Below are 18059 nucleotides of genomic sequence, written 5' to 3'. Positions count from 1 at the left end.
GTGGAGTGCAGAGCGGCTCCACTGTGGGATGAGCGGGATAGGTAAGACCTGACAGTGGAGCGAAGCGACCGAGGAGGTTTACCGCCCACTCGGAACGGAAATCAACATTTTAAGTGTCGTTCTATATTAAAGGACTTTTTCAGTGGTCTCTTTAACGCTTGTTGGGGTGTTTTAGTTTGATGTGTCAAGATTCCGTTTCGAGCGGTTCCAGTACTTCTCGTTCTTCAACGGTGATATCAATCTTTCCCTTATACACCCAATGTTGAAGAATAGGCTGGATCCGAGGCATGAATTGACCAAGAATCTTGCCGATAAAATACGCAGCCAATATAGTTCCAATACCAATTGAACCAAATGAGTGAATAAAGACTAAGCATACTGCGCCGGCGACTGCGACATTGAGAAAATCACTCGTGATTTTCGCTTTACTGAATTTCATCTTGAAGCGGTCACTGATGACATATGTCAACGCATCATACGGCATCAACGGCAATTTGGCTGTGAAATAGGCGATTAAACCGGCAGCAACGATATAAAAGCTGATTAACAGAAAGGCAAGTCTGCCTAAAAGTGTTTCAGGGGTAGGCAACAACTGCAACAAATGTAAGGTCGTATCCATGAAGAACCCGAACAGAAAGACGATGATCAGCTGGATGGCAAACTCACGAAGTTCAATTCGTTTGTTCAGTACGACCTGTACAAGGATAAAGAGGATGTTGGCAAGTATGGTTGTCATGCCGATGGATAATCCTGCGGTCAATGATAGGGCATAAGCCAAAGAAGAGACGGGGGAAACACCAAAGCTTGCTTGAATAGAAAAGCTGACGCCTAATGACAATAAAAATAACCCTACTATATAGAGGGTGAGCCGTTTCGTAATGATCTTCATATATGGGCTTAAACCTCCGTTTTTAGGACTTGTATAGAATAGTTTATCATAGGAAGTTAGATATGAATAATATATAATTGACACTAACGACATATGAAATAAGTATAATGGAGAGATGGCAATGGATGTTAAACAGCTTTTGTACTTTCGTGAAATCGTCAAGCAAGAGAGTATTTCAAAGGCGGCAGAAGTGCTTCATATCGCCCAACCTCCCCTAAGCCAACAGTTGAAGAAGCTTGAAACGGAATTAGGTACTGTATTAATTCATCGGTACCGTCAAAAATGGGAGTTGACTGAAACGGGAGAAGTGTTGTATGACTATGCAGAAAAGCTGCTATCTACAATGAAAGATATTAAGCTGCAAATAACGGAAATAGAAGAAGGTACGGCAGGAAATCTCCGGATTGGCGTTTCATCTTCCTGTTTGAATTTACTCATCGATTATGTAAGTATGTATCGGGAACGATTTCCGAACGTTAAAATCAGCGTCGAAAAAGGCGATTCAGCAGGCCTATTAAAGAAACTTGCCCAGAAGGAAATTGAAGTTGCCCTATTATTACGTCTAAATGTAGCTGACCATTATGATTTGAAGGCATTAGGGAAGCAGGATTATGTAGTCATAAGTCCGCGTAGTTGGGGTCCTGTGTTTTCATCTGAAAAAGTAACCTTTAAGGAAATAGCCGATTACCCATTCATTATGTTAGGTGCAATGGAAGGCCATTCATATTATGAAAAAATAAGTAAGGCATTTGAGGCTGAGAACGTCAAACCGACTATCGTACTGGAAAGTAAGGATTTAACGACGGTCATCGGCATGGTCAGCAGAGGATTGGGAATATCGATCATCCCTAGAGTAGCGTATGCCTTTCCAATGGAGCAATTAAATATTCACGAGCTGAAAAAGTTCGATTTTCATGTGGAGCCGGTTATGATTAAAACGAAAGATACAAGAGTATCCAAAGCAGTTTCTCAGTTTTGGGAAATGGTACATGCTATTGAGGATTTTAGTTAAGGTGAAACCATGTAAACGAAAAACAGCCCACCAATGCATTCTGCTTTGGTGGGCTGTTTGTATGAAATAAATTAAATCAAATCTTTAACAGCCTTAGACATCGTCGCGCCGTCCGTCTTTCCTGCAAGTGCCGGCTTGGCGATTTTCATCGCCTCTCCCATGTTCATGCCTTTAGTGACGCCTGCTTCAGTGAGCAGGGCTTTCACTTCATCTTCGCTCAGCTGCTTCGGCAAGAACGTCTTTAGCAAGACCAATTTCTTCTCTTCCTGCTCAATCAAGTCCTCACGCTGGGCTTGTTTCGCGCCGTCGAGTGACTGGTTCGTCTGTTTGACTTCCCGGTTGACGATGGCAATCTCCTCTTGCTCCGTAAGTGCTTCCCCTTTTTCCTTTTCAGCAGAATCCAAAGCGGATTTTAAAAGAGTAAGTACCCCTTTTGAGAGTGTATCCTTTTCCCTCATAGCTGTTTTCAATTGTTCAAACACAGTTGTCTTTAACATAGTCAATCTCCTCTCGTTGATTCTATAGGAAGTAAATGTCACAAAAGCTTTTGTGTAAAAAGTATAGAAGAGTTGTTGTGCAAAATCAACTTCTGGTCACTCAATTAAACGTATTTACAGAAGGGCTCGTTAGTTTTGAATAGATTTGGATAGCTCTGGCAACTATGAATAGAAAGCGGCAGTTACTAAAAGGAGGAAGTTGAAATGGCAGATAACCCAAATGATTTACATGAACATAAAGGAATGAGTCGCCGTACTTTTATGAAAAACACCGGGCTTGTCGCAGGTGGAGTAGTCGGAGGCGGCCTTATTGGCGGTCTATTGACAAACCAGCTTCAACAGAAGCCGGAAGTCCAGACGGCAACTGACAATGGACAGATCCAGGATGCACGCGTGTTTTTCAGCCGTGGTCAGGATTTTGACATTTTAGCGGCGGCTACGGAACGTATTTATCCAAAAGATGATTCGGGACCTGGAGCAATTGAACTTGGTGTACCGTACTTCATTGACAAACAATTGAGTACAGAGTGGGGAGTCAATGCAAAAGAATATATGAAGGGGCCTTTTGCGGTTTATACGACGAACACAGGTAATCACAATATTACAAAAGACCAAAACAAACAAGGTCCGAATGCTGAAACACAAGTACCAGCACCCACACCTCGTTACCAGACGAAAATGACGAGAAGTGAAATTTTTGTTACTGGACTGCGTGAACTGGATAATGTTGCACAAAAAGAGTTTGGAGCCAGTTTTGTCAAGATTACTGGCGAACAACAAGATGAAGTGCTTCGTATGTTTGAAGATGGAAAAGTTGAATTGAAAGGCATCGGGTCGAAGAACTTCTTTAATATGCTTTTGCAGACGACATTGGAAGGTGCTTATGCAGATCCGGTGTACGGAGGCAATAAAAACATGATGGGCTGGAAGATGAAAGAATATCCAGGTCCTCGAGCGAGCTATGCTGCACAAATTGAAGTGGAAGAGTTCGTGAAATTAGATCAGCAGAGTTTGCGAAATTACCAAGGTCATTAATTAGGAGGGAAAATGGATGGTAACTAAGTTAGAAAAAGTGGATGTAGTCGTTGTTGGAACGGGATGGGCGGGTGGAGTTGTATCAGCCGAACTTGCGAAAGCAGGATATAAAGTAGTTGCGCTAGAACGTGGGAAGAATCAGACGAGAGATGATTACATAGGGGTGAAAGATGAGCTGCGTTATACAAACCGCTATGAAATGATGCAAAACCTCTCTTCTGAAACCATTACATCACGTAACAATCTCGACGAAGTGGCCCTTCCTGTCCGCACCCGTAAAGAAATGATGGCAGGGAATGATTTAGGTGGCGGAAGTGTTCACTGGGCAGGTGCATCCTACCGTTGGAAACCATATGATTTTGAGATTAGAAGCAAAACAATTGAACGTTACGGGAAAGCGAAGATCCCTGAAGGAATGACTATTCAGGACTGGGGTATCACATACGACGAGATGGAGAAATACTATGATCGTTGGGAAAAGACGGCCGGCATTTCGGGAGAACCTGATCCCCTTGGTCCTGATCGATCGAGTGACTATCCTAACCCGCCGATGAAAGAATCACCACCGATAAAATTGTTTAAAGAAGGCGCAAAGAAACTGGGCTTGCATCCATTCCAAGTACCTGCGGGTAATTTATCGCAGGGGTATACGAACCCTGATGGTGAAGTGATGAATGCTTGTATGTATTGTGCGTTTTGTACACAATATGGATGTGATTTCGGTGCGAAATCGGATCCGCTTGTAACGGTTTTGCCGACAGCGCAAAAGACCGGGAACTTCGAAGCAAGAGTAGGATCCTATGTACGCCGTGTACTATACAAGAACGGTAAAGCGACAGGTGTCTTGTATGTCAATACGCTAACAGGCGAAGAGTTTGAACAACCTGCAGACGTTGTCGTCCTTGCTGCGTTCACATTTACGAATAACCGTCTATTGTTGCTATCGGGAATCGGTAAACCATATGATCCGAAAACACGAAAAGGTGTGATCGGGCGAAATTATAATGGGCAATTCGGCATTACGTTCCTCGGTGCACGCGGTTATTTTGAGGATAAGAAGTTCAACTATTATGCAGGCGCAGGCGCATTAGGTGGAGCTGTAGGCGATTATGCAGGTGACAACTTCGATCATACGAACGTCGATTTCATCAACGGCGGCGGAATTGAAATGAGACAGTACGGTAAAGGCGCAATCGCTAGCAATCACGTACCGAGTGGAACGCCAGGATGGGGTGCGGATTATAAGAAAAAATCACTTCATTACACGTACAGATCATTAGTTGTTTGGTATACATCTGCGAATATGGCGTGGTGGCATAATTATGTAGACTTGGATCCGACGTATAAGGACGATTATGGCGATCCGCTTTTGCGTATAACATTTAAATATACCGATCAGGATCGCAATATCGCAAAGTTTGGTATTGAGAAGTCACGTGAGATTTTAGAAGCGATGGGCGCAGATATTATCGATGAAGACCAAGTACCTGAAGAGTTTGATCATGTGTATGACGGCGGGCATTATGCAGGTGGTGTCATCATGGGTACGGATCCTTCGACGTCAGCTGTGAACAACTATTTACAAATGTGGGACGCGGAAAATATCTTCGTAGTCGGAGCAGCTAACTTCCCCCAATTTGCCGGTCATCACCCGACGGAAACAGTTGGCGCACTGGCCTATCGGGCGGCAGAAGGCATTGAGAAGTATTTAAAAGAAGGCGGTCCATTGGTAGCGCGTAAAGAAGTTAGCACACATGTGTAATGAAACAACATACCAAAGCACACTCGTCTTAGGATGAGTGTGCTTTTTACTATGGGCAATAAATGAGGCTACATATCATATACTAAGGCAAGACGTTGATATGAAAGGGGGCCAAACAGCTAGTGATGACGATTGAATTCCTGTTGACTGGTCAAATGACATGGAAATGGCCAATCATAGTCATCGTGTTTATCGTAATCGCTATGTATGTCCGTTCTATACGAATTTACACGGAGCTTAGTTTGCGTAGTTTGCAACCTATTCTATTTATAAGCAGTGCTGTCACGCTATCCATTGTAGTAGCGAGCCCGTTAGCGGTACTCAGCCATCTTTCGTTTAGCTTGCATATGATTCAAATGAGTATCTTGTATTTTATTATTCCGCCGATTTTGTTGCTAGGGATTCCAGAAACATTTTTTGTTAAACTGATAGAGATTTCACGGATTAAACGTCTACCTACTCCTCAGCACCCCCCTATTGTCGTACTTTCCCTATTCGCAATCCTGTTTTTACTCTATCATTTGCCATTCCTGCTGTCCGTTTTAGTGTCCATCCCGGTGTTGCAAAATACATACTTAACCTTGCTATTCATACTTTCTTTCGGTATGTGGTGGCCGATGGTTTCGTCAGATCCTAGTACTAGACTGTCTAAGGATGAAATGAAACGGTATGCCATGCTTAGCGGTTATTTACTTTTGCCAGCCTGTCTATTATTTATATTGACCGCATTTATGGATGGGGGAAATAACCCACTACTAACCCAGCTATCTGTGCATCTATGTCTGCCGCCGAGCTTAGGATCTTCAGACTTATTGCCATCGCCATTCAACACAAAATACGACCAAGCTCTGTCTGGATTCCTTATGCTTGGGTTGCATAAAGCGAGTTTGCTAATGATTGTTAAACTTGAAGGAGTGAAAAACCGCTGACTTGATTTGCTCAAGTCAGCGGTTTATTGGAATCAGATTTTCTTAACGAATTCCGTTTTCAGTTGCATTTGGCCGAAACCGTCAATTTTGCAGTCGATATCATGATCCCCGTCGACCAATTTGATGTTTTTCACTCGTGTCCCCATTTTGACAACATTGGAACTACCTTTTACTTTTAAATCTTTAATGACGGTAATCGTATCGCCATCGTTCAAGACGTTTCCATTTGAATCGCGGTACACTTTCTCTTCTTGGGTTTCCACTTCAGATTCTGTTGTCCATTCATGTGCGCATTCAGGGCAGACAAACAGATTCCCGTCTTCATATGTGTATTCTGAATTACATTTAGGACAATTTGGTAGTGTGCTCATCATTTAATTCCTCCATCCGATAGGTTCCTATCTACTATATCAAATAAACAGAATAAGCCAAGTCGTGTCAAAAGAGCAAAAGACGTGTTAAGAAAAGTGAATCAATTTGTATGGAACGCGAAACTTTGGTATATTATAAGCAATATGGAATCAGAGATGTGGCCCAGTAAATGAAAATTGTGAACCAGAAAGTATAGTGATTGCTGAGAGCTATACCACCGCTTTTCATCGAACCCTACCACGGAGATGTTATGTAAACATAACCGAGTCGTTTTCGTTACTAAACGTCCGAGGGCTTATGATTGTCAACAATCATAGGCTGAACGAAGGTGGTACCACGTCTATCCAGCACAAAGACGTCCTTATTTGAGGGACGACTATGTGCTTTTTATTATGTATAGGGAGGAAATTATTATGAGCAATCAGAAAAACGATTTTTCAAAATGGTATATCGATACGATCCAGAAGGCGGATTTGATGGATTACACACCAGTCCGTGGATGTATTGCATTTAAACCGGATGGTTACGAAATTTGGGAGCATATCCAGGACGAGATGAACAAACGCTTTAAAGAAACAGGTCATAGGAACGCGTATTTCCCGATGTTGATTCCGGAATCGTTCTTTGAGAAGGAAAAGGATCATATCGAAGGGTTCTCTCCTGAACTACCATGGGTAACGGAGGCTGCAGGCGAAAAGTTGGAAGAGCGTTTAGCACTCCGTCCGACATCTGAAACGATGATCGGTCATTTGTATTCGGATTGGATTAAGAGCTACCGCGACTTGCCAGTATTGATTAATCAATGGGCGAACGTATTCCGTTGGGAAAAGAAAACATTGCCATTCATCCGTACATCGGAATTCTTATGGCAAGAAGGACATACGGCACATGTTGACGAAGATGAAGCGCGTGCAGAAACAATGCAAATGTTGAACATTTATAAAGAAGTTGTTGAGGAATTGCTGGCAATTCCTGTATATGACGGTCAGAAGACACCTTCAGAGCGTTTTGCGGGTGCTGTTGATACGTATTCAATCGAAGCGATGATGAAGGACGGAAAGGCCGTTCAAGCGGGTACATCACACTACTTAGGAACGAAGTTTGCTGAAGCATTCGACATTAAATATTTGACGAAAGAAAACCGACATGAATTCGTTCACACTACATCATGGGGTACATCTACTCGCCTAATCGGTTCTGTTATTATGGTTCACGGTGACGAGCAAGGGTTAGTGTTGCCACCACGAGTAGCACCGACACAAGTTGTGCTCATTCCAGTTGGTCCGTGGAAGAAGAACCCTGCCATCATGGAGAGGCTTGACGCGATTTTCAAAGAATTGAAAGCAAAAGATATTCGTGTACGTTTGGATGATTCCGATCAGTCGCCAGGATATAAATTCAATGAATGGGAACTCAAAGGTGTTCCTGTCCGTGTTGAACTCGGTCCACGTGATTTGGAGAATGAACAGGCGCTGATGAAAGCGCGTGACGCAGATGAGAAAGTCGCTGTCGATTTATCGAATCTAGTCGAAAGCATCGAGCAAGAACTGCAAACGATGCAAACACGCCTGCTTGAAAAGGCACGCGCATTCCGCGAAGAGCATTCGCATACACATATCGATACATTGGACGAGTTGAAGAAGCATATTGCTGATTCAGTCGACAACAGTGAAATCCCTGGTTGGATACTTGCTGGATGGTGTGGCGACGATGAGTGTGAAGAGCATGTGAAGGAAGAAACGAAATTTACAACACGTAATATTCCGTTCAACCCGCCGGCTGAAAAGTCGACATGCATTAATTGTGGTAAAGACTCGAAGCACACTGTGTGGTTTGCTAGAGCTTACTAAAAGTTGAAGAGGGGCCTCTTATTTAGCTGTGTTCGGCTAGGTGGGGGGCTTTTTCATTTCCATAAAGTGGGCGAGTGGTGATAGAAGACGGTTGAGCGGTGATAGAGTGCAGATAAGCGGTTATAGAAGCCGGTTAAGCGGTGATAGAGGATGAACAAGTGGTGATATGAAAATAAGCATGTATTAGGGCATAGTCTATATACTTACATGAGACATTTATAGTCATAGATGGCTAGGATAATCTGCTTAATTTCTTTAATTCGCCACAAAGTTGTTTCAGAATTAAAACAAAATGAAAATAATGCAGAAATCACTAGTTTAATAGTTACACTATAAGTATAAGAAGAGGAGGTATTAGAAATGAGAAAAACATCAACACTCGTTCTAGGATTCCTATTAGTTGTAGCGTTTGCAATGATTGGTGCGATGGCTTATCAGCTGAAGGCCAACAAAGAAGCAACGAACAACAATGATGCACCAATTGTAGAACCACCAACACAAGTAGCGGGCATTGTACATAATCCACCATCTTTGGATGATGTACCGGACGGCCCATTGGGAGAAGCCATTTTACGTGGTTATGAATTGACGAATGACACGTCGAATGTGTTAAGAAGTGAAGCGCCGACTGCTGAAGACGGAGAAGCGCGTGTCAATGAACTATCTTGTACAAGTTGTCACGCAGGAGCAGGCATGGATGAGGAAGTATCTTCTTTAGTTGGAATGGCTTCCGTTTATCCGATGTACATTGGACGTTCAGGCCAAATTGTTACAATCGAAGAACGCATTAATGGGTGTATGGTAAGAAGTATGAATGGCCAGAAATTTGCAGATGACGATGAAGATTTAGATGCAATGGTTGCTTATTTGACGTATATTTCTGAAGGAATTCCTGTAGGTGCTGAACTACCTTGGCGTGGCAAAAGCAATATGGAAAACGTTCCTGTCCCTAGCATTGCCGATGGAGAACAGTTATATCAGCAGTCTTGTATCGCTTGTCACGCAGGCGACGGATCTGGAACAGGTTCTAACACAGGACCGGCTCTATGGGGCGATGGTTCATTTAACGACGGGGCAGGCATTGCAAGATTGTCGAAAATGGCCGGTTACATTCAGCACAATATGCCAATCGGTGCTGCGGGTACGTTGACTGACCAGGAATCGAGTGATTTAGCTGCATTCATTCTATCGCATGACCGTCCTGAATGGAAAAACCATGACAAGGACTGGCCGCACGGTGGACGTCCAACAGACATTATGACGAAAGACAAGCGCGACGCCATCAAAGACGGCACAATTGATTGGAATGAAGTGCTAGGTAAAAACTGATAACTAAAATCCTCCCGATGCAATTACTGCACATCGGGAGGATTTTTTTATTTTTGCAAGCTGTTCTCCATCAAATCGGCAAGCTCAACAGCGGACATTGTCTTTTCTCCGCCACCTTGGACGAATGCATCGTTACCGCCACCTTTTCCGTTGACAAGCGGTAACACAGCAGCAGAAACAGCTTTCATGCTTGCTGTAGCGGACGGACCCCGTGCAGCGACGAATTGTATCTTGTCTCCGTTTTCCGCGGTGAGAAGTGCAATGATTGAGTCATTCCCTTCCCCCACAAGCAAGCGTGCCAGTTTTTGGAGTTCCTGAACTGTACGGTTAGTGAAAGATGCTTTTATAACAGAATCTGTTTGACGTGTTATTAATTCTTTTGCCTCGAATATCAACAGTGCTTCTTGTGCGTCTTCAAGTGATTTCTCAGTGGCACGATTCGTTTCAAGTAACTTATCGATAGCAGCGGCAACGCCATCTTCAGGTGCACTTAACAGTTTCGAGGCTGTAGATAATTCTTCGTGTTTCCGGTGCAATTGATCCAGCACGCGATTTCCGCAAACAAAGTGTACACGGATTTTCCTTTTCTGTTTTTCAGTCGAGATGATTTTCAACAAACCGACTTCACCTGTCGAACGTGGATGCGTTCCTCCGCAACCGTTGTAGTCAAATTCCGGGATGATGACAAGCCTGATTTCATCTGTCACCGCAAGTTGTTTGCGAAGATTATAGTGTTGCAGTTCATCTTCGGTAATGAATTTAGTTTGGATAGGACGGTTTTCAAGAATAATTTCATTCGCAAAGCGTTCGGCAGCCGATAATTGCTCCGGCGAGATATCTTCCACATCGAGATCGATGGAAACAAGGCCTTTGCCTAGATGGAAACTAATTGTCGGGAAACTGAACAGCTCGACAAACGCGGCAGTTAATATATGCTGTCCCGCGTGTTGTTGCATATGATCAAAGCGGCGATTCCAATCGACTTGACCCTCCACTTCGTCGTTAGAATGAAGTGCTTCTGCAAGGAAGTGACGAATTTCTCCATCCACCTCCTCCACATCAATGACGATTATTCCGTTGAGTGTGCCTGCATCATGGGGTTGACCTCCACCGGTCGGATAAAAAGCGGTGTTTTCGAGCACTGCATATGGGCGATCTTGTACATCCTTGCTTGTATGTAAAATGCGAGAAATGAATGTTTTTTGATAAGCATCTTCGTAATAAATCCGATCTTTTAGCATGCTTTCATCTCCTATCCGTAATTTGTTTACGCTAAGTGTACACCAAAACAGAAAAAGCTTCCCACTATTTAAGTGAGAAGCTCCGTTCATTTTTTTGAAAAAAACTTGCAATCCGCTCAATCAACTTATCATATTCGTCTTTCCATAAATTCCTCATTGCTAACGTCAGGAATAAAAGTGAAACGAGCATTACTGCAGAAATGATTGTTGCTGCTTTAAAGAACCATATTTCGGACATTCCCCCGAGTCCAACAGAGATTGCAATGCTACCAAGCAGACTTATTGCGAATATTGGAATTAGTTGAATGAATACATCGTAGTTCCTGTTCTTCAGAAAGCGCATAATAAAAGGAGCAATAAATCCGATTAATAGTATATAAGAAATAATAATCAACGTATTCAAGACGACCATAAAAGTGTCCATATCTAAGCCTCCTAACTAGCTATCTTTACAATCTATACCCGATGTAGAGAGAAAATATTCATTGTCGTTAAAAAAAGTGGCATAATGTAGTATATGCGAGTCCGTATATAGATGGGAGTTGATTAGAAAATTATTTATTTGTAAAGTGCAGTTAGCGCGACTTGAATGAGCATGTGGTATAGGTGGAGTGCCGCGCCCGAAAACAGCACCTCCGCGCCCGTATTCATCCGTGTTGCGCCCGAAAACAGCACCTCCGCGCCCGTATTCATCCGAGTCGCGCTCGTAAACAGCACCCCCGCGCCCGTATTCATCCGAGTCGCGCCCGAAAACAGCATCCCCGCGCCCGTATTCATCCGTGCCGCGCCCGCAAACAGCATCCCTGCGCCCGAATCCACCAAGCAAAAACAAAAAAAGGGTGATTCACGCAACACCCTTTCGTCCGTTCAGTCTACAATTTCGAAACTTTCAAGCATATGAGTAAATCGAGCACCGTGGCCTTCTGCCGCTTCAAGGAAATAGTTTTCTGTAATGACAAAGCTCCCCTCTTTACCATTACTCACGACGTACACATCAATCACTTTCCCATCCCAGACGGATTCAGCCAAACCGTGTAGCCAGTATCCTTCGACAGGCTCTGTCACCGTTTCAACTGGACGCAGATCAGGGAATTCAACTTTTAATTCCGCTTCGATTTTCTTCACGAGATCATCTGGCAACTCATCCGGATATTGTCTAATTTCCATGCTCACTTCAGGAAAGTCATCAGGCAACGGCTCGCTCGTTGTAATAATATCTACCTCTTCTCCTTTGACCATCTTATAGCGCGACTCGTCGACATAAATAACATATTCAGAGTCTTTGCCTTCATTCAATGTCACATTCGTATGCTCATCCTGTCCCTCGAGACTCTGAATAATCTCTTTCTCAGGCGCAAACATATCTTTCACCGACTTCATTATTGCTGATCCGCTCTCCGTCTGCAATGTGAATGCGAGAACTAGTGCCGCGGCGATGACAGCTACAGCAGGCATCAATCTCTTCGGCCTCTTCTTCATTTCGAATGTCCTCCTTTCAAATAGTTCTTCATTGATGCCTTTCCAAATATCCTCTTCCAATGCATGTGCATCTTTCTCGGTGTGCTCGGACAACTTCTGTTCGATCCGTTTATCAAATTTGCTCATCAGGTCACGTCCTCCTCTCCATGCGGGTCCAGTAGCATCTTCAAGTGCTTTCGTGCTTTGAATAATCGCGACTTGAGTGTGTTTTGATTCAACTGCAATATGTCCGCAATCTCTTTTTCTGAAAACCCTTTAATATATTTCAAAATAAGAGGAATCCGGTGAAGATCATCCAATGATTGGATGATGTCATACAGATCCGATAGTTGATCGAACGATTTCTCCACGAGCGCCGGGTTATCATCGAGATTCGATGGTTCCACCTTTACGAGTGAAGTTTCTTTATTTATCAATCTGAGGCATTCATTTGTCAGTATCCGATAAAACCAAGGATCGAAGGGCAATGTGGGATTGTAACTGTCAATTTGCCGAAACACCCGTATGAAAGTTTCCTGTACGGCATCTTTCGCCAATTCTCGGTTGCGGGTGATAGCAGAAGCGATCCTGATTGCACCATTGGCATACGCTTCGTAAAATTGCCGGAAAGCGAACTGGTCGCCTGACCGTACTTGTTCAACCCAATGATGTTGTTCCACGCGTTACACTCCTTCCAAGGCATCTGCGATTTACGCTGTTCACTATATATACCCGCGAAAGCGGCAGAAAGTTTTCAGCGAATGTAAAAAAAGATTTCACATCACCCGTTAAGGTGGTGTGAAATCTCTTTGCGCATCTTGCCTTTCCGTTGTCCGATACTTGGCAATGTCATACCAACGAGGATAATCCCAATGCCCACAATCTGCAAAATCGTCATATGCTCGTGCAATAAAATGACGGAGGCCGTTACCGCCACCGGCAATTCGATTGCGCTCAGGATAGAAGCTGTCCCCGCTCCGACTTTCGGAATGCCGATTGAGAACAGCAGAATGGGAAGGACAATGCCGAATACACCTAAAATCAAACCGTATATCCATAGCCCATCCAGTAACGTGCCGTTCCAAAGAATTTGTGGTTCCTGGAAAAATGTGATGGCAATCGCTGCGAAAAAGGACATGAACAACAAACGCGTCAGCATATCCATTCCTTCGACCTGTCGGGAATTCGACATTAGAAATGCGGAAAAACTCACAGCCGCTGCCATTCCCCACGCCCATCCTTGCCAGGGAATGCCGCTTAAATCAGCATCAATGACCCCTGCAGCGAAAATCGTTCCTCCAAATAAAAAGAACAGCGAAATAATTTCAATCCGCTGAGGAAACCGTTTGCGTGCGATGCAGTCGAAAAGCATGCCAATCCATGTAAATTGAAACAGCATAACGACGGCGAGGGAGGCTGGCATATAACTGACCGCTTTTCCGTACATCGTCCCTGTTAATGCGGTGAACAACCCTGCGATGAGCAACGTATACCCGCCACCAAACTTCGGAAGTCTTCGTTTGAAAACAATGAACAGAACGACAGCCAGTAAAAATCCGATATAATACTGGCCAGTCACTGCCTGGGCAGCAGTAAACCCATCCAGTATGGCCAATTTAATAATCGTAGAAAGAATTCCATAGCTGCTTGCCCCGATAATGACAAACAGCGGGTACATCCAGTTTTTCATGTTAAGTCCTCCAATTGAAAATAGTATAGCATGGATAAACAACATTAGAGAACAGACGAATAATTTCGCATTATGTTCTATACAATGTATAACAGAATGTGTTATACTTTTAATAGAACAAAAATTAAGGGAGTGGATAGTATGGAGGAATTGGCAAACATACCTTGGAATCTCATCATGCCAATACTGGTGCTTCAACTAATTTTAGCGGTAGTAGCTTTAATAGACGTTATTCGAAATAAAAGAACCAATGGACCGATAATCATGTGGGTGCTTATTATTCTTTTGGTAGGAACAATAGGGCCGATTCTCTATTTCGTTTTCGGGAGGCGACAGACATGACGGAACTTCTACGAGTAAGTCAGCTATCAAAGATTTACGGAGACAATAAAGTCGTGGACTCCATGACGTTTGAATTGGTAGAAAAGACGTCTACCGCTTTGATTGGACCGAATGGAGCGGGGAAGACGACGGCATTGTCCATGATGGCAGGACTTGTAACGCCGACAGAAGGAACGGTTCTTCTTAAAGAGGAAGAAAATAAGGACAGTAGAGCTTCCATTGGTTTTTTACCGCAATATCCAAAGTTTTTTCCATGGCTGACCGCAATTGAATTCACGGAAATGGCTGCTCGTCTGAGTGGAGTGGATTCGAGAATTGTCCAAAGTGAGGCACAGAAGACATTGGAATTCGTCGGGCTTGGCGATGCAATGAAAAAGCGGATTGGTACTTTCTCTGGAGGTATGAAACAACGGCTTGGTTTGGCGCAGGCAGTTGTTCATAAACCAAAACTACTATTGCTTGATGAGCCAGTTTCAGCACTCGATCCGGTAGGAAGAAGGCAAGTGATGAATCTGTTAAAGGAGCTACAGCAACAGACAACGATTCTCTACTCTACTCATATATTGAACGATGCAGAGGAAATGACGGATCAGTTACTGTTTCTTAGGAAAGGGGAACTTGTGGAAAATGGATCGCTTAGTTCCATAAAAGAAAAGTATGCGAATCCAAGAATACTCATTGAATTTGAATCCGTAGAGGAAGCAGCGAGGTTTTTGTCTATTTCGACATGGACATTGGCTTCAAAAAACAATTTTGTAAGCATTGACCCTTCACATCAGCAAATAGGAATGACAGAAGTACTTGCTGCGTTGCATGCAGATTCTTTCCGCATAAGAAAAGTGGAATGGCAAACCGCCAATCTAGAGGAAATTTTCATGAAAGTGGTGATGTCGTCATGAAAAATACAGGTGTACTCGTGCAAAAAGAGTTCAGAGAACATAGCCGGAATTTTAAGCTGTACTGGATACCGATTGTATTCATTATCCTGGGCATAGTGGAGCCTGTCACAAATCATTACCTACCGCAGATTATGGAAAGTGTCGGGAATTTGCCGGAAGGGTCCGATTTCATGTGGCCACAATTCCAAGGTACAGACATCTTCGTTTCTTTAATGGGGCAATATCAGTTGATTGGTATCCTCATTATCATCCTTGCGTTCATGGGTTCGATATCGGGTGAACGGAAAAGCGGTACGGCAACGCTGCTGTATGTACGACCTATGTCATTTGTGAGTTACTTTTTTAGCAAGTGGATTGTTATTAACGCAATTGTACTTGGCAGTCTGTGGGCAGGTTTTCTTGCTGCCTCGTATTATATAAGGATTTTATTCGGTCCGGTGGCTTTTGGTGACATCTTGAAGTTTGTTGGAACATACAGTTTGTGGATTGTCTTTGCGGTCACAGTCGTCTTGACGTTAAGTGCTTCGCTTTCAACAGGGGCTGCTGCGGGTCTGTCGATTCTAATTTTGTTCGTTTTTCAAGTGCTTGATTCAGTTATTGGTGCGTTTTGGACGGTATCTCCGTGGAAGTTGTCGATATATGCGACATATCCGCTGCAAGGGGACTCCGTTCCAACTGGATATTGGATGAGCCTTACACTTACGGTCGTCTTAATCGTGTTACTTTTCATCTTGGGAGCATACATGTCAAAACGTAATGCCTCGAAGACTACCGTTTGATCAAGAAAAGTATTTACTGCAAGCTTATATAACTATCTGTCATTTCCCGGGCAATTATCGACAAACAGCGACAAATAAAAACAGCGTCTCCACATAGAGACGCTGTTTTTATTTATTTGTATTTCTCTTCACTGGATGAAGAGCTTTTCGTTTCCCGATGATGATCTTCCTCTTCTTCTTCCAACCGAACATCTTCAAGTGGAATCGCATCTACTGTCTGCATATCTTCATGCATATCATAGATGCTTTCTTTGTCAGTCGGTAGATTTTCAGGATTATCCATGAAGGGTCCCTGTGCATCTTTTCGATCGTTTTCCGTAAAATGCTTTTTCTCAGTCAATGAAAACATCTCCTTTCTAAATGAAGCTTGTCTACATCATATTCACGCTTTCAGGGAATAGTAAACATATACAGCAAGCGTTGCAAAATGTGTTTTATGCTAGCTTTCTGGGTAAAGTACACTAAAGACATGAAGAATAGGAGTGTTTTTACAAATGAAGAATCGTTATGTCGGTACATTGTTTTCCGTTGATTCAGCATTGTATAAAATCACGGAATTGCTGTCACAAGGCTATAGTGAAAAACAGATTACAGCAGTAGCTCATACGGAGGATGACATGGCGCAACTGCGGGAACAGACTGCTGTCCCTGTAGAAGGAAGAGAAAAAGAGGACTTCCATAGTCGGTTTACAAGTATGTTTATGGATAACGATCTGAAGAGAGAGAATATGTTTGAAGAGATGGGGTTTTCAAAGGAAGAATCTGAAAACATCTATCAGGAAATGAAAGATGGAGGTATCGCATTGTTTGTGGAAGATGTTGAACCTGTTTCTCACATTGTGGGATTGTCTAATAGCGAGGATGTAAGCAGAGATAGTAGCACTTCCATGACAAATAGTGGCGAACTATTATCAGATAGTAATACTCTGGATAACACCGAAGAAACGATGCCGCGTTTAAATACGGATAATTTGTAGAGTGCAAAAAAAGGCTGTCCCTAATTGGGACAACCTCTTTCAAAAATAGAGGGCTTTCAATCGTATTTTTCGTCGTTATGTCGTTCTTTGAAATCACCAATTTTATCTTGCATATTGCCTTTCATCTTATCTAATTTACCTTCTGCTTGAAGCTTTGTATTACCAGTAGCATTTCCGTACTGATCTTTTGCTTCACCTTTGACTTTATTCACTGCACCTTTTACCTTATCTGAGTAACCATTCTCTTTCATAATTATAGCCTCCTCATCTAGTAGTAGTTATTGGATACCCAATAGGTAAAAAGGATAAACCAAATGAATTTATAAGGTTAATTCACAAATGCATTTAAGTAGAAAAGCCTTAGTCTACAAGTATGTAAATGTGAAGAAACGAATATGTTCATTTGAAACGGGTATTTACTATAATGATTTGAAAGACATGAATTTTTTGGAGGAGATGAATATGTTTAGAAAAGGTCGCTTTGCAATTTGGAATGGAAAAGAATATCCTGTTGTATCCCAAAAACGAAAATACTATCTTCAATCAGATAATGAGAATGATATAGAAAAAGGGTTTTCAAGTTTAGATAGAGAGGATGTGTTTTTCAAGGAAGTCATTCTGGAAGAATTAGAAGATGCTTACGAGATTTTTCCTTATGCAATTCTATCAGGCTATCGTTTTGCAATGGAAAGTTTTAATGAGAAAAATGGAAAAATCACGCTCGTGACAAATAACCCGTATGCGGCAAAGAAGGTAAATGTAAGCCCGCATGGCAAAGGCGGTTTTCACATTGAAATTCCATTCGATGAAATTACGGTTTTAGAAGACCGTGTACCAATACTAGGTTTTGAGGAATGATGAAAGGAAGCGGAGAAATTTGACCGCTTCCTTTTCTATTACGTATACATAGAAATCCATTTTTGAAGTGCACCCCAAAAGTTAGAGTAGAAAATCTAACTTTTGGGGTGTTTTATTGTGGTTAAATATACGGATGATTT

The 18059-nt window shown here is 42.7% G+C and carries 22 protein-coding genes; 11 read left to right on the top strand and 11 right to left on the bottom strand.

Annotated elements, in window-relative coordinates:
- Nucleotides 1-184: 184 nt before the first annotated feature.
- A complete protein-coding gene (locus H9649_RS13760) occupies nucleotides 185-889 on the bottom strand; it encodes a YczE/YyaS/YitT family protein (protein WP_191695483.1) in 705 nt (234 codons plus the stop codon).
- A 121-nt stretch (nucleotides 890-1010) separates the two neighbouring features.
- Here H9649_RS13760 and H9649_RS13755 point away from each other — a divergent pair, with 121 nt between their 5' ends.
- Nucleotides 1011-1901, top strand: coding sequence for a LysR family transcriptional regulator (locus H9649_RS13755; protein ID WP_191695482.1), 891 nt, complete (start codon nucleotides 1011-1013; stop codon nucleotides 1899-1901).
- 71 nt (nucleotides 1902-1972) lie between these two features.
- Here H9649_RS13755 and H9649_RS13750 read toward each other — a convergent pair whose 3' ends face one another.
- Entirely contained in the window at nucleotides 1973-2398 is a 426-nt protein-coding gene (locus tag H9649_RS13750; protein ID WP_191695481.1) for a GatB/YqeY domain-containing protein, read from the bottom strand.
- A gap of 204 nt (nucleotides 2399-2602) precedes the next feature.
- On the opposite strand from H9649_RS13750, the gene H9649_RS13745 reads away from it, so the two are divergent.
- The 3 genes from H9649_RS13745 (at nucleotide 2603) to H9649_RS13735 (ending at nucleotide 6124) form a co-directional block, all read left to right on the top strand.
- On the top strand, nucleotides 2603-3433 hold the full coding sequence (locus H9649_RS13745) for a gluconate 2-dehydrogenase subunit 3 family protein (RefSeq protein WP_191695480.1): 831 nt from the start codon (nucleotides 2603-2605) through the stop codon (nucleotides 3431-3433).
- A gap of 16 nt (nucleotides 3434-3449) precedes the next feature.
- Nucleotides 3450-5195: a GMC family oxidoreductase gene (locus H9649_RS13740; RefSeq protein WP_191695479.1), complete on the top strand. Its 1746-nt coding sequence runs from the start codon at nucleotides 3450-3452 to the stop codon at nucleotides 5193-5195.
- 125 nt (nucleotides 5196-5320) lie between these two features.
- Nucleotides 5321-6124: a cytochrome c oxidase assembly protein gene (locus H9649_RS13735; protein WP_225229897.1), complete on the top strand. Its 804-nt coding sequence runs from the start codon at nucleotides 5321-5323 to the stop codon at nucleotides 6122-6124.
- Nucleotides 6125-6156: 32 nt separating this feature from the next.
- Here H9649_RS13735 and H9649_RS13730 read toward each other — a convergent pair whose 3' ends face one another.
- Nucleotides 6157-6495 (bottom strand): zinc ribbon domain-containing protein YjdM, encoded by a 339-nt coding sequence (locus H9649_RS13730; protein ID WP_191695477.1) that lies wholly within the window; start codon nucleotides 6493-6495, stop codon nucleotides 6157-6159.
- 414 nt (nucleotides 6496-6909) lie between these two features.
- Here H9649_RS13730 and proS point away from each other — a divergent pair, with 414 nt between their 5' ends.
- Both proS and H9649_RS13720 read left to right on the top strand, forming a co-directional pair.
- Entirely contained in the window at nucleotides 6910-8346 is a 1437-nt protein-coding gene (gene proS, locus H9649_RS13725) for a proline--tRNA ligase (RefSeq protein WP_191695476.1), read from the top strand.
- A gap of 360 nt (nucleotides 8347-8706) precedes the next feature.
- Nucleotides 8707-9675, top strand: a complete 969-nt coding sequence (locus tag H9649_RS13720) for a c-type cytochrome (RefSeq protein WP_191695475.1) — start codon at nucleotides 8707-8709, stop codon at nucleotides 9673-9675.
- 47 nt (nucleotides 9676-9722) lie between these two features.
- Here H9649_RS13720 and H9649_RS13715 read toward each other — a convergent pair whose 3' ends face one another.
- The 6 genes from H9649_RS13715 to H9649_RS13690 form a co-directional block, all read right to left on the bottom strand.
- A complete protein-coding gene (locus tag H9649_RS13715) occupies nucleotides 9723-10916 on the bottom strand; it encodes an alanyl-tRNA editing protein (RefSeq protein ID WP_191695474.1) in 1194 nt (397 codons plus the stop codon).
- Between the two features lie 64 nt (nucleotides 10917-10980).
- On the bottom strand, nucleotides 10981-11340 hold the full coding sequence (locus H9649_RS13710) for a hypothetical protein (protein WP_191695473.1): 360 nt from the start codon (nucleotides 11338-11340) through the stop codon (nucleotides 10981-10983).
- Between the two features lie 134 nt (nucleotides 11341-11474).
- On the bottom strand, nucleotides 11475-11768 hold the full coding sequence (locus tag H9649_RS13705; RefSeq protein WP_191695472.1) for a hypothetical protein: 294 nt from the start codon (nucleotides 11766-11768) through the stop codon (nucleotides 11475-11477).
- A 15-nt stretch (nucleotides 11769-11783) separates the two neighbouring features.
- Nucleotides 11784-12521, bottom strand: coding sequence for a hypothetical protein (locus H9649_RS13700; protein WP_191695471.1), 738 nt, complete (start codon nucleotides 12519-12521; stop codon nucleotides 11784-11786).
- Nucleotides 12521-13054: an RNA polymerase sigma factor gene (locus H9649_RS13695; protein WP_191695470.1), complete on the bottom strand. Its 534-nt coding sequence runs from the start codon at nucleotides 13052-13054 to the stop codon at nucleotides 12521-12523. Before H9649_RS13695 ends, H9649_RS13700 begins: the two co-directional genes overlap by 1 nt.
- 101 nt (nucleotides 13055-13155) lie before the next feature.
- Nucleotides 13156-14064, bottom strand: coding sequence for an EamA family transporter (locus H9649_RS13690; protein WP_191695469.1), 909 nt, complete (start codon nucleotides 14062-14064; stop codon nucleotides 13156-13158).
- Between the two features lie 141 nt (nucleotides 14065-14205).
- Here H9649_RS13690 and H9649_RS13685 point away from each other — a divergent pair, with 141 nt between their 5' ends.
- From H9649_RS13685 to H9649_RS13675, 3 genes are read left to right on the top strand one after another with little or no spacing between them, the layout of a single operon-like run.
- Complete coding sequence (locus H9649_RS13685; RefSeq protein ID WP_191695468.1) at nucleotides 14206-14406, top strand: PLD nuclease N-terminal domain-containing protein; 201 nt, start codon at nucleotides 14206-14208, stop codon at nucleotides 14404-14406.
- Nucleotides 14403-15305, top strand: coding sequence for an ABC transporter ATP-binding protein (locus H9649_RS13680; protein WP_191695467.1), 903 nt, complete (start codon nucleotides 14403-14405; stop codon nucleotides 15303-15305). The genes H9649_RS13685 and H9649_RS13680 overlap by 4 nt, the downstream gene beginning before the upstream one ends.
- The gene (locus tag H9649_RS13675; protein WP_191695466.1) at nucleotides 15302-16084 is read left to right on the top strand and encodes an ABC transporter permease; all 783 of its coding nucleotides are present in this window, start codon (nucleotides 15302-15304) and stop codon (nucleotides 16082-16084) included. The genes H9649_RS13680 and H9649_RS13675 overlap by 4 nt, the downstream gene beginning before the upstream one ends.
- Before the next feature lie 112 nt (nucleotides 16085-16196).
- Here the strand turns inward: H9649_RS13675 and H9649_RS13670 are convergent, their stop codons facing one another.
- The gene (locus H9649_RS13670) at nucleotides 16197-16424 is read right to left on the bottom strand and encodes a hypothetical protein (RefSeq protein ID WP_191695536.1); all 228 of its coding nucleotides are present in this window, start codon (nucleotides 16422-16424) and stop codon (nucleotides 16197-16199) included.
- A gap of 154 nt (nucleotides 16425-16578) precedes the next feature.
- On the opposite strand from H9649_RS13670, the gene H9649_RS13665 reads away from it, so the two are divergent.
- Nucleotides 16579-17061, top strand: a complete 483-nt coding sequence (locus tag H9649_RS13665; protein ID WP_191695465.1) for a general stress protein — start codon at nucleotides 16579-16581, stop codon at nucleotides 17059-17061.
- A 56-nt stretch (nucleotides 17062-17117) separates the two neighbouring features.
- Here H9649_RS13665 and H9649_RS13660 read toward each other — a convergent pair whose 3' ends face one another.
- Nucleotides 17118-17312 carry a CsbD family protein gene (locus tag H9649_RS13660; protein WP_191695464.1) on the bottom strand — a complete coding sequence of 65 codons (195 nt, stop codon included), beginning with the start codon at nucleotides 17310-17312 and terminating at the stop codon, nucleotides 17118-17120.
- Nucleotides 17313-17523: 211 nt separating this feature from the next.
- On the opposite strand from H9649_RS13660, the gene H9649_RS13655 reads away from it, so the two are divergent.
- Entirely contained in the window at nucleotides 17524-17919 is a 396-nt protein-coding gene (locus H9649_RS13655) for a hypothetical protein (protein WP_191695463.1), read from the top strand.
- The last annotated feature ends 140 nt before the right edge of the window (nucleotides 17920-18059 follow it).

Origin of the sequence: Sporosarcina quadrami, from assembly GCF_014836615.1 — a bacterium.
GTDB classification, from domain to species: domain Bacteria; phylum Bacillota; class Bacilli; order Bacillales_A; family Planococcaceae; genus Sporosarcina; species Sporosarcina quadrami.
Note: the sequence above shows the minus strand (reverse complement) of the source record. Positions and strands in the feature narration are given on the sequence as shown.

What these genes read in the sequence shown, in the direction of transcription:
- H9649_RS13715 (WP_191695474.1), bottom strand. Translation starts at nt 10,916, where the DNA reads ATGCTAAAAGATCGGATTTATTACGAAGATGCTTATCAAAAAACATTC.
- H9649_RS13710 (WP_191695473.1), bottom strand. Translation starts at nt 11,340, where the DNA reads ATGGACACTTTTATGGTCGTCTTGAATACGTTGATTATTATTTCTTAT.
- H9649_RS13680 (WP_191695467.1), top strand. Translation starts at nt 14,403, where the DNA reads ATGACGGAACTTCTACGAGTAAGTCAGCTATCAAAGATTTACGGAGAC.
- H9649_RS13665 (WP_191695465.1), top strand. Translation starts at nt 16,579, where the DNA reads ATGAAGAATCGTTATGTCGGTACATTGTTTTCCGTTGATTCAGCATTG.
- H9649_RS13720 (WP_191695475.1), top strand. Translation starts at nt 8,707, where the DNA reads ATGAGAAAAACATCAACACTCGTTCTAGGATTCCTATTAGTTGTAGCG.
- H9649_RS13655 (WP_191695463.1), top strand. Translation starts at nt 17,524, where the DNA reads ATGTTTAGAAAAGGTCGCTTTGCAATTTGGAATGGAAAAGAATATCCT.
- H9649_RS13685 (WP_191695468.1), top strand. Translation starts at nt 14,206, where the DNA reads ATGGAGGAATTGGCAAACATACCTTGGAATCTCATCATGCCAATACTG.
- H9649_RS13690 (WP_191695469.1), bottom strand. Translation starts at nt 14,064, where the DNA reads ATGAAAAACTGGATGTACCCGCTGTTTGTCATTATCGGGGCAAGCAGC.
- H9649_RS13760 (WP_191695483.1), bottom strand. Translation starts at nt 889, where the DNA reads ATGAAGATCATTACGAAACGGCTCACCCTCTATATAGTAGGGTTATTT.
- H9649_RS13700 (WP_191695471.1), bottom strand. Translation starts at nt 12,521, where the DNA reads ATGAGCAAATTTGATAAACGGATCGAACAGAAGTTGTCCGAGCACACC.
- H9649_RS13660 (WP_191695464.1), bottom strand. Translation starts at nt 17,312, where the DNA reads ATGAAAGAGAATGGTTACTCAGATAAGGTAAAAGGTGCAGTGAATAAA.
- H9649_RS13735 (WP_225229897.1), top strand. Translation starts at nt 5,321, where the DNA reads ATGACGATTGAATTCCTGTTGACTGGTCAAATGACATGGAAATGGCCA.
- H9649_RS13755 (WP_191695482.1), top strand. Translation starts at nt 1,011, where the DNA reads ATGGATGTTAAACAGCTTTTGTACTTTCGTGAAATCGTCAAGCAAGAG.
- proS (WP_191695476.1), top strand. Translation starts at nt 6,910, where the DNA reads ATGAGCAATCAGAAAAACGATTTTTCAAAATGGTATATCGATACGATC.
- H9649_RS13750 (WP_191695481.1), bottom strand. Translation starts at nt 2,398, where the DNA reads ATGTTAAAGACAACTGTGTTTGAACAATTGAAAACAGCTATGAGGGAA.
- H9649_RS13675 (WP_191695466.1), top strand. Translation starts at nt 15,302, where the DNA reads ATGAAAAATACAGGTGTACTCGTGCAAAAAGAGTTCAGAGAACATAGC.
- H9649_RS13740 (WP_191695479.1), top strand. Translation starts at nt 3,450, where the DNA reads ATGGTAACTAAGTTAGAAAAAGTGGATGTAGTCGTTGTTGGAACGGGA.
- H9649_RS13730 (WP_191695477.1), bottom strand. Translation starts at nt 6,495, where the DNA reads ATGAGCACACTACCAAATTGTCCTAAATGTAATTCAGAATACACATAT.
- H9649_RS13745 (WP_191695480.1), top strand. Translation starts at nt 2,603, where the DNA reads ATGGCAGATAACCCAAATGATTTACATGAACATAAAGGAATGAGTCGC.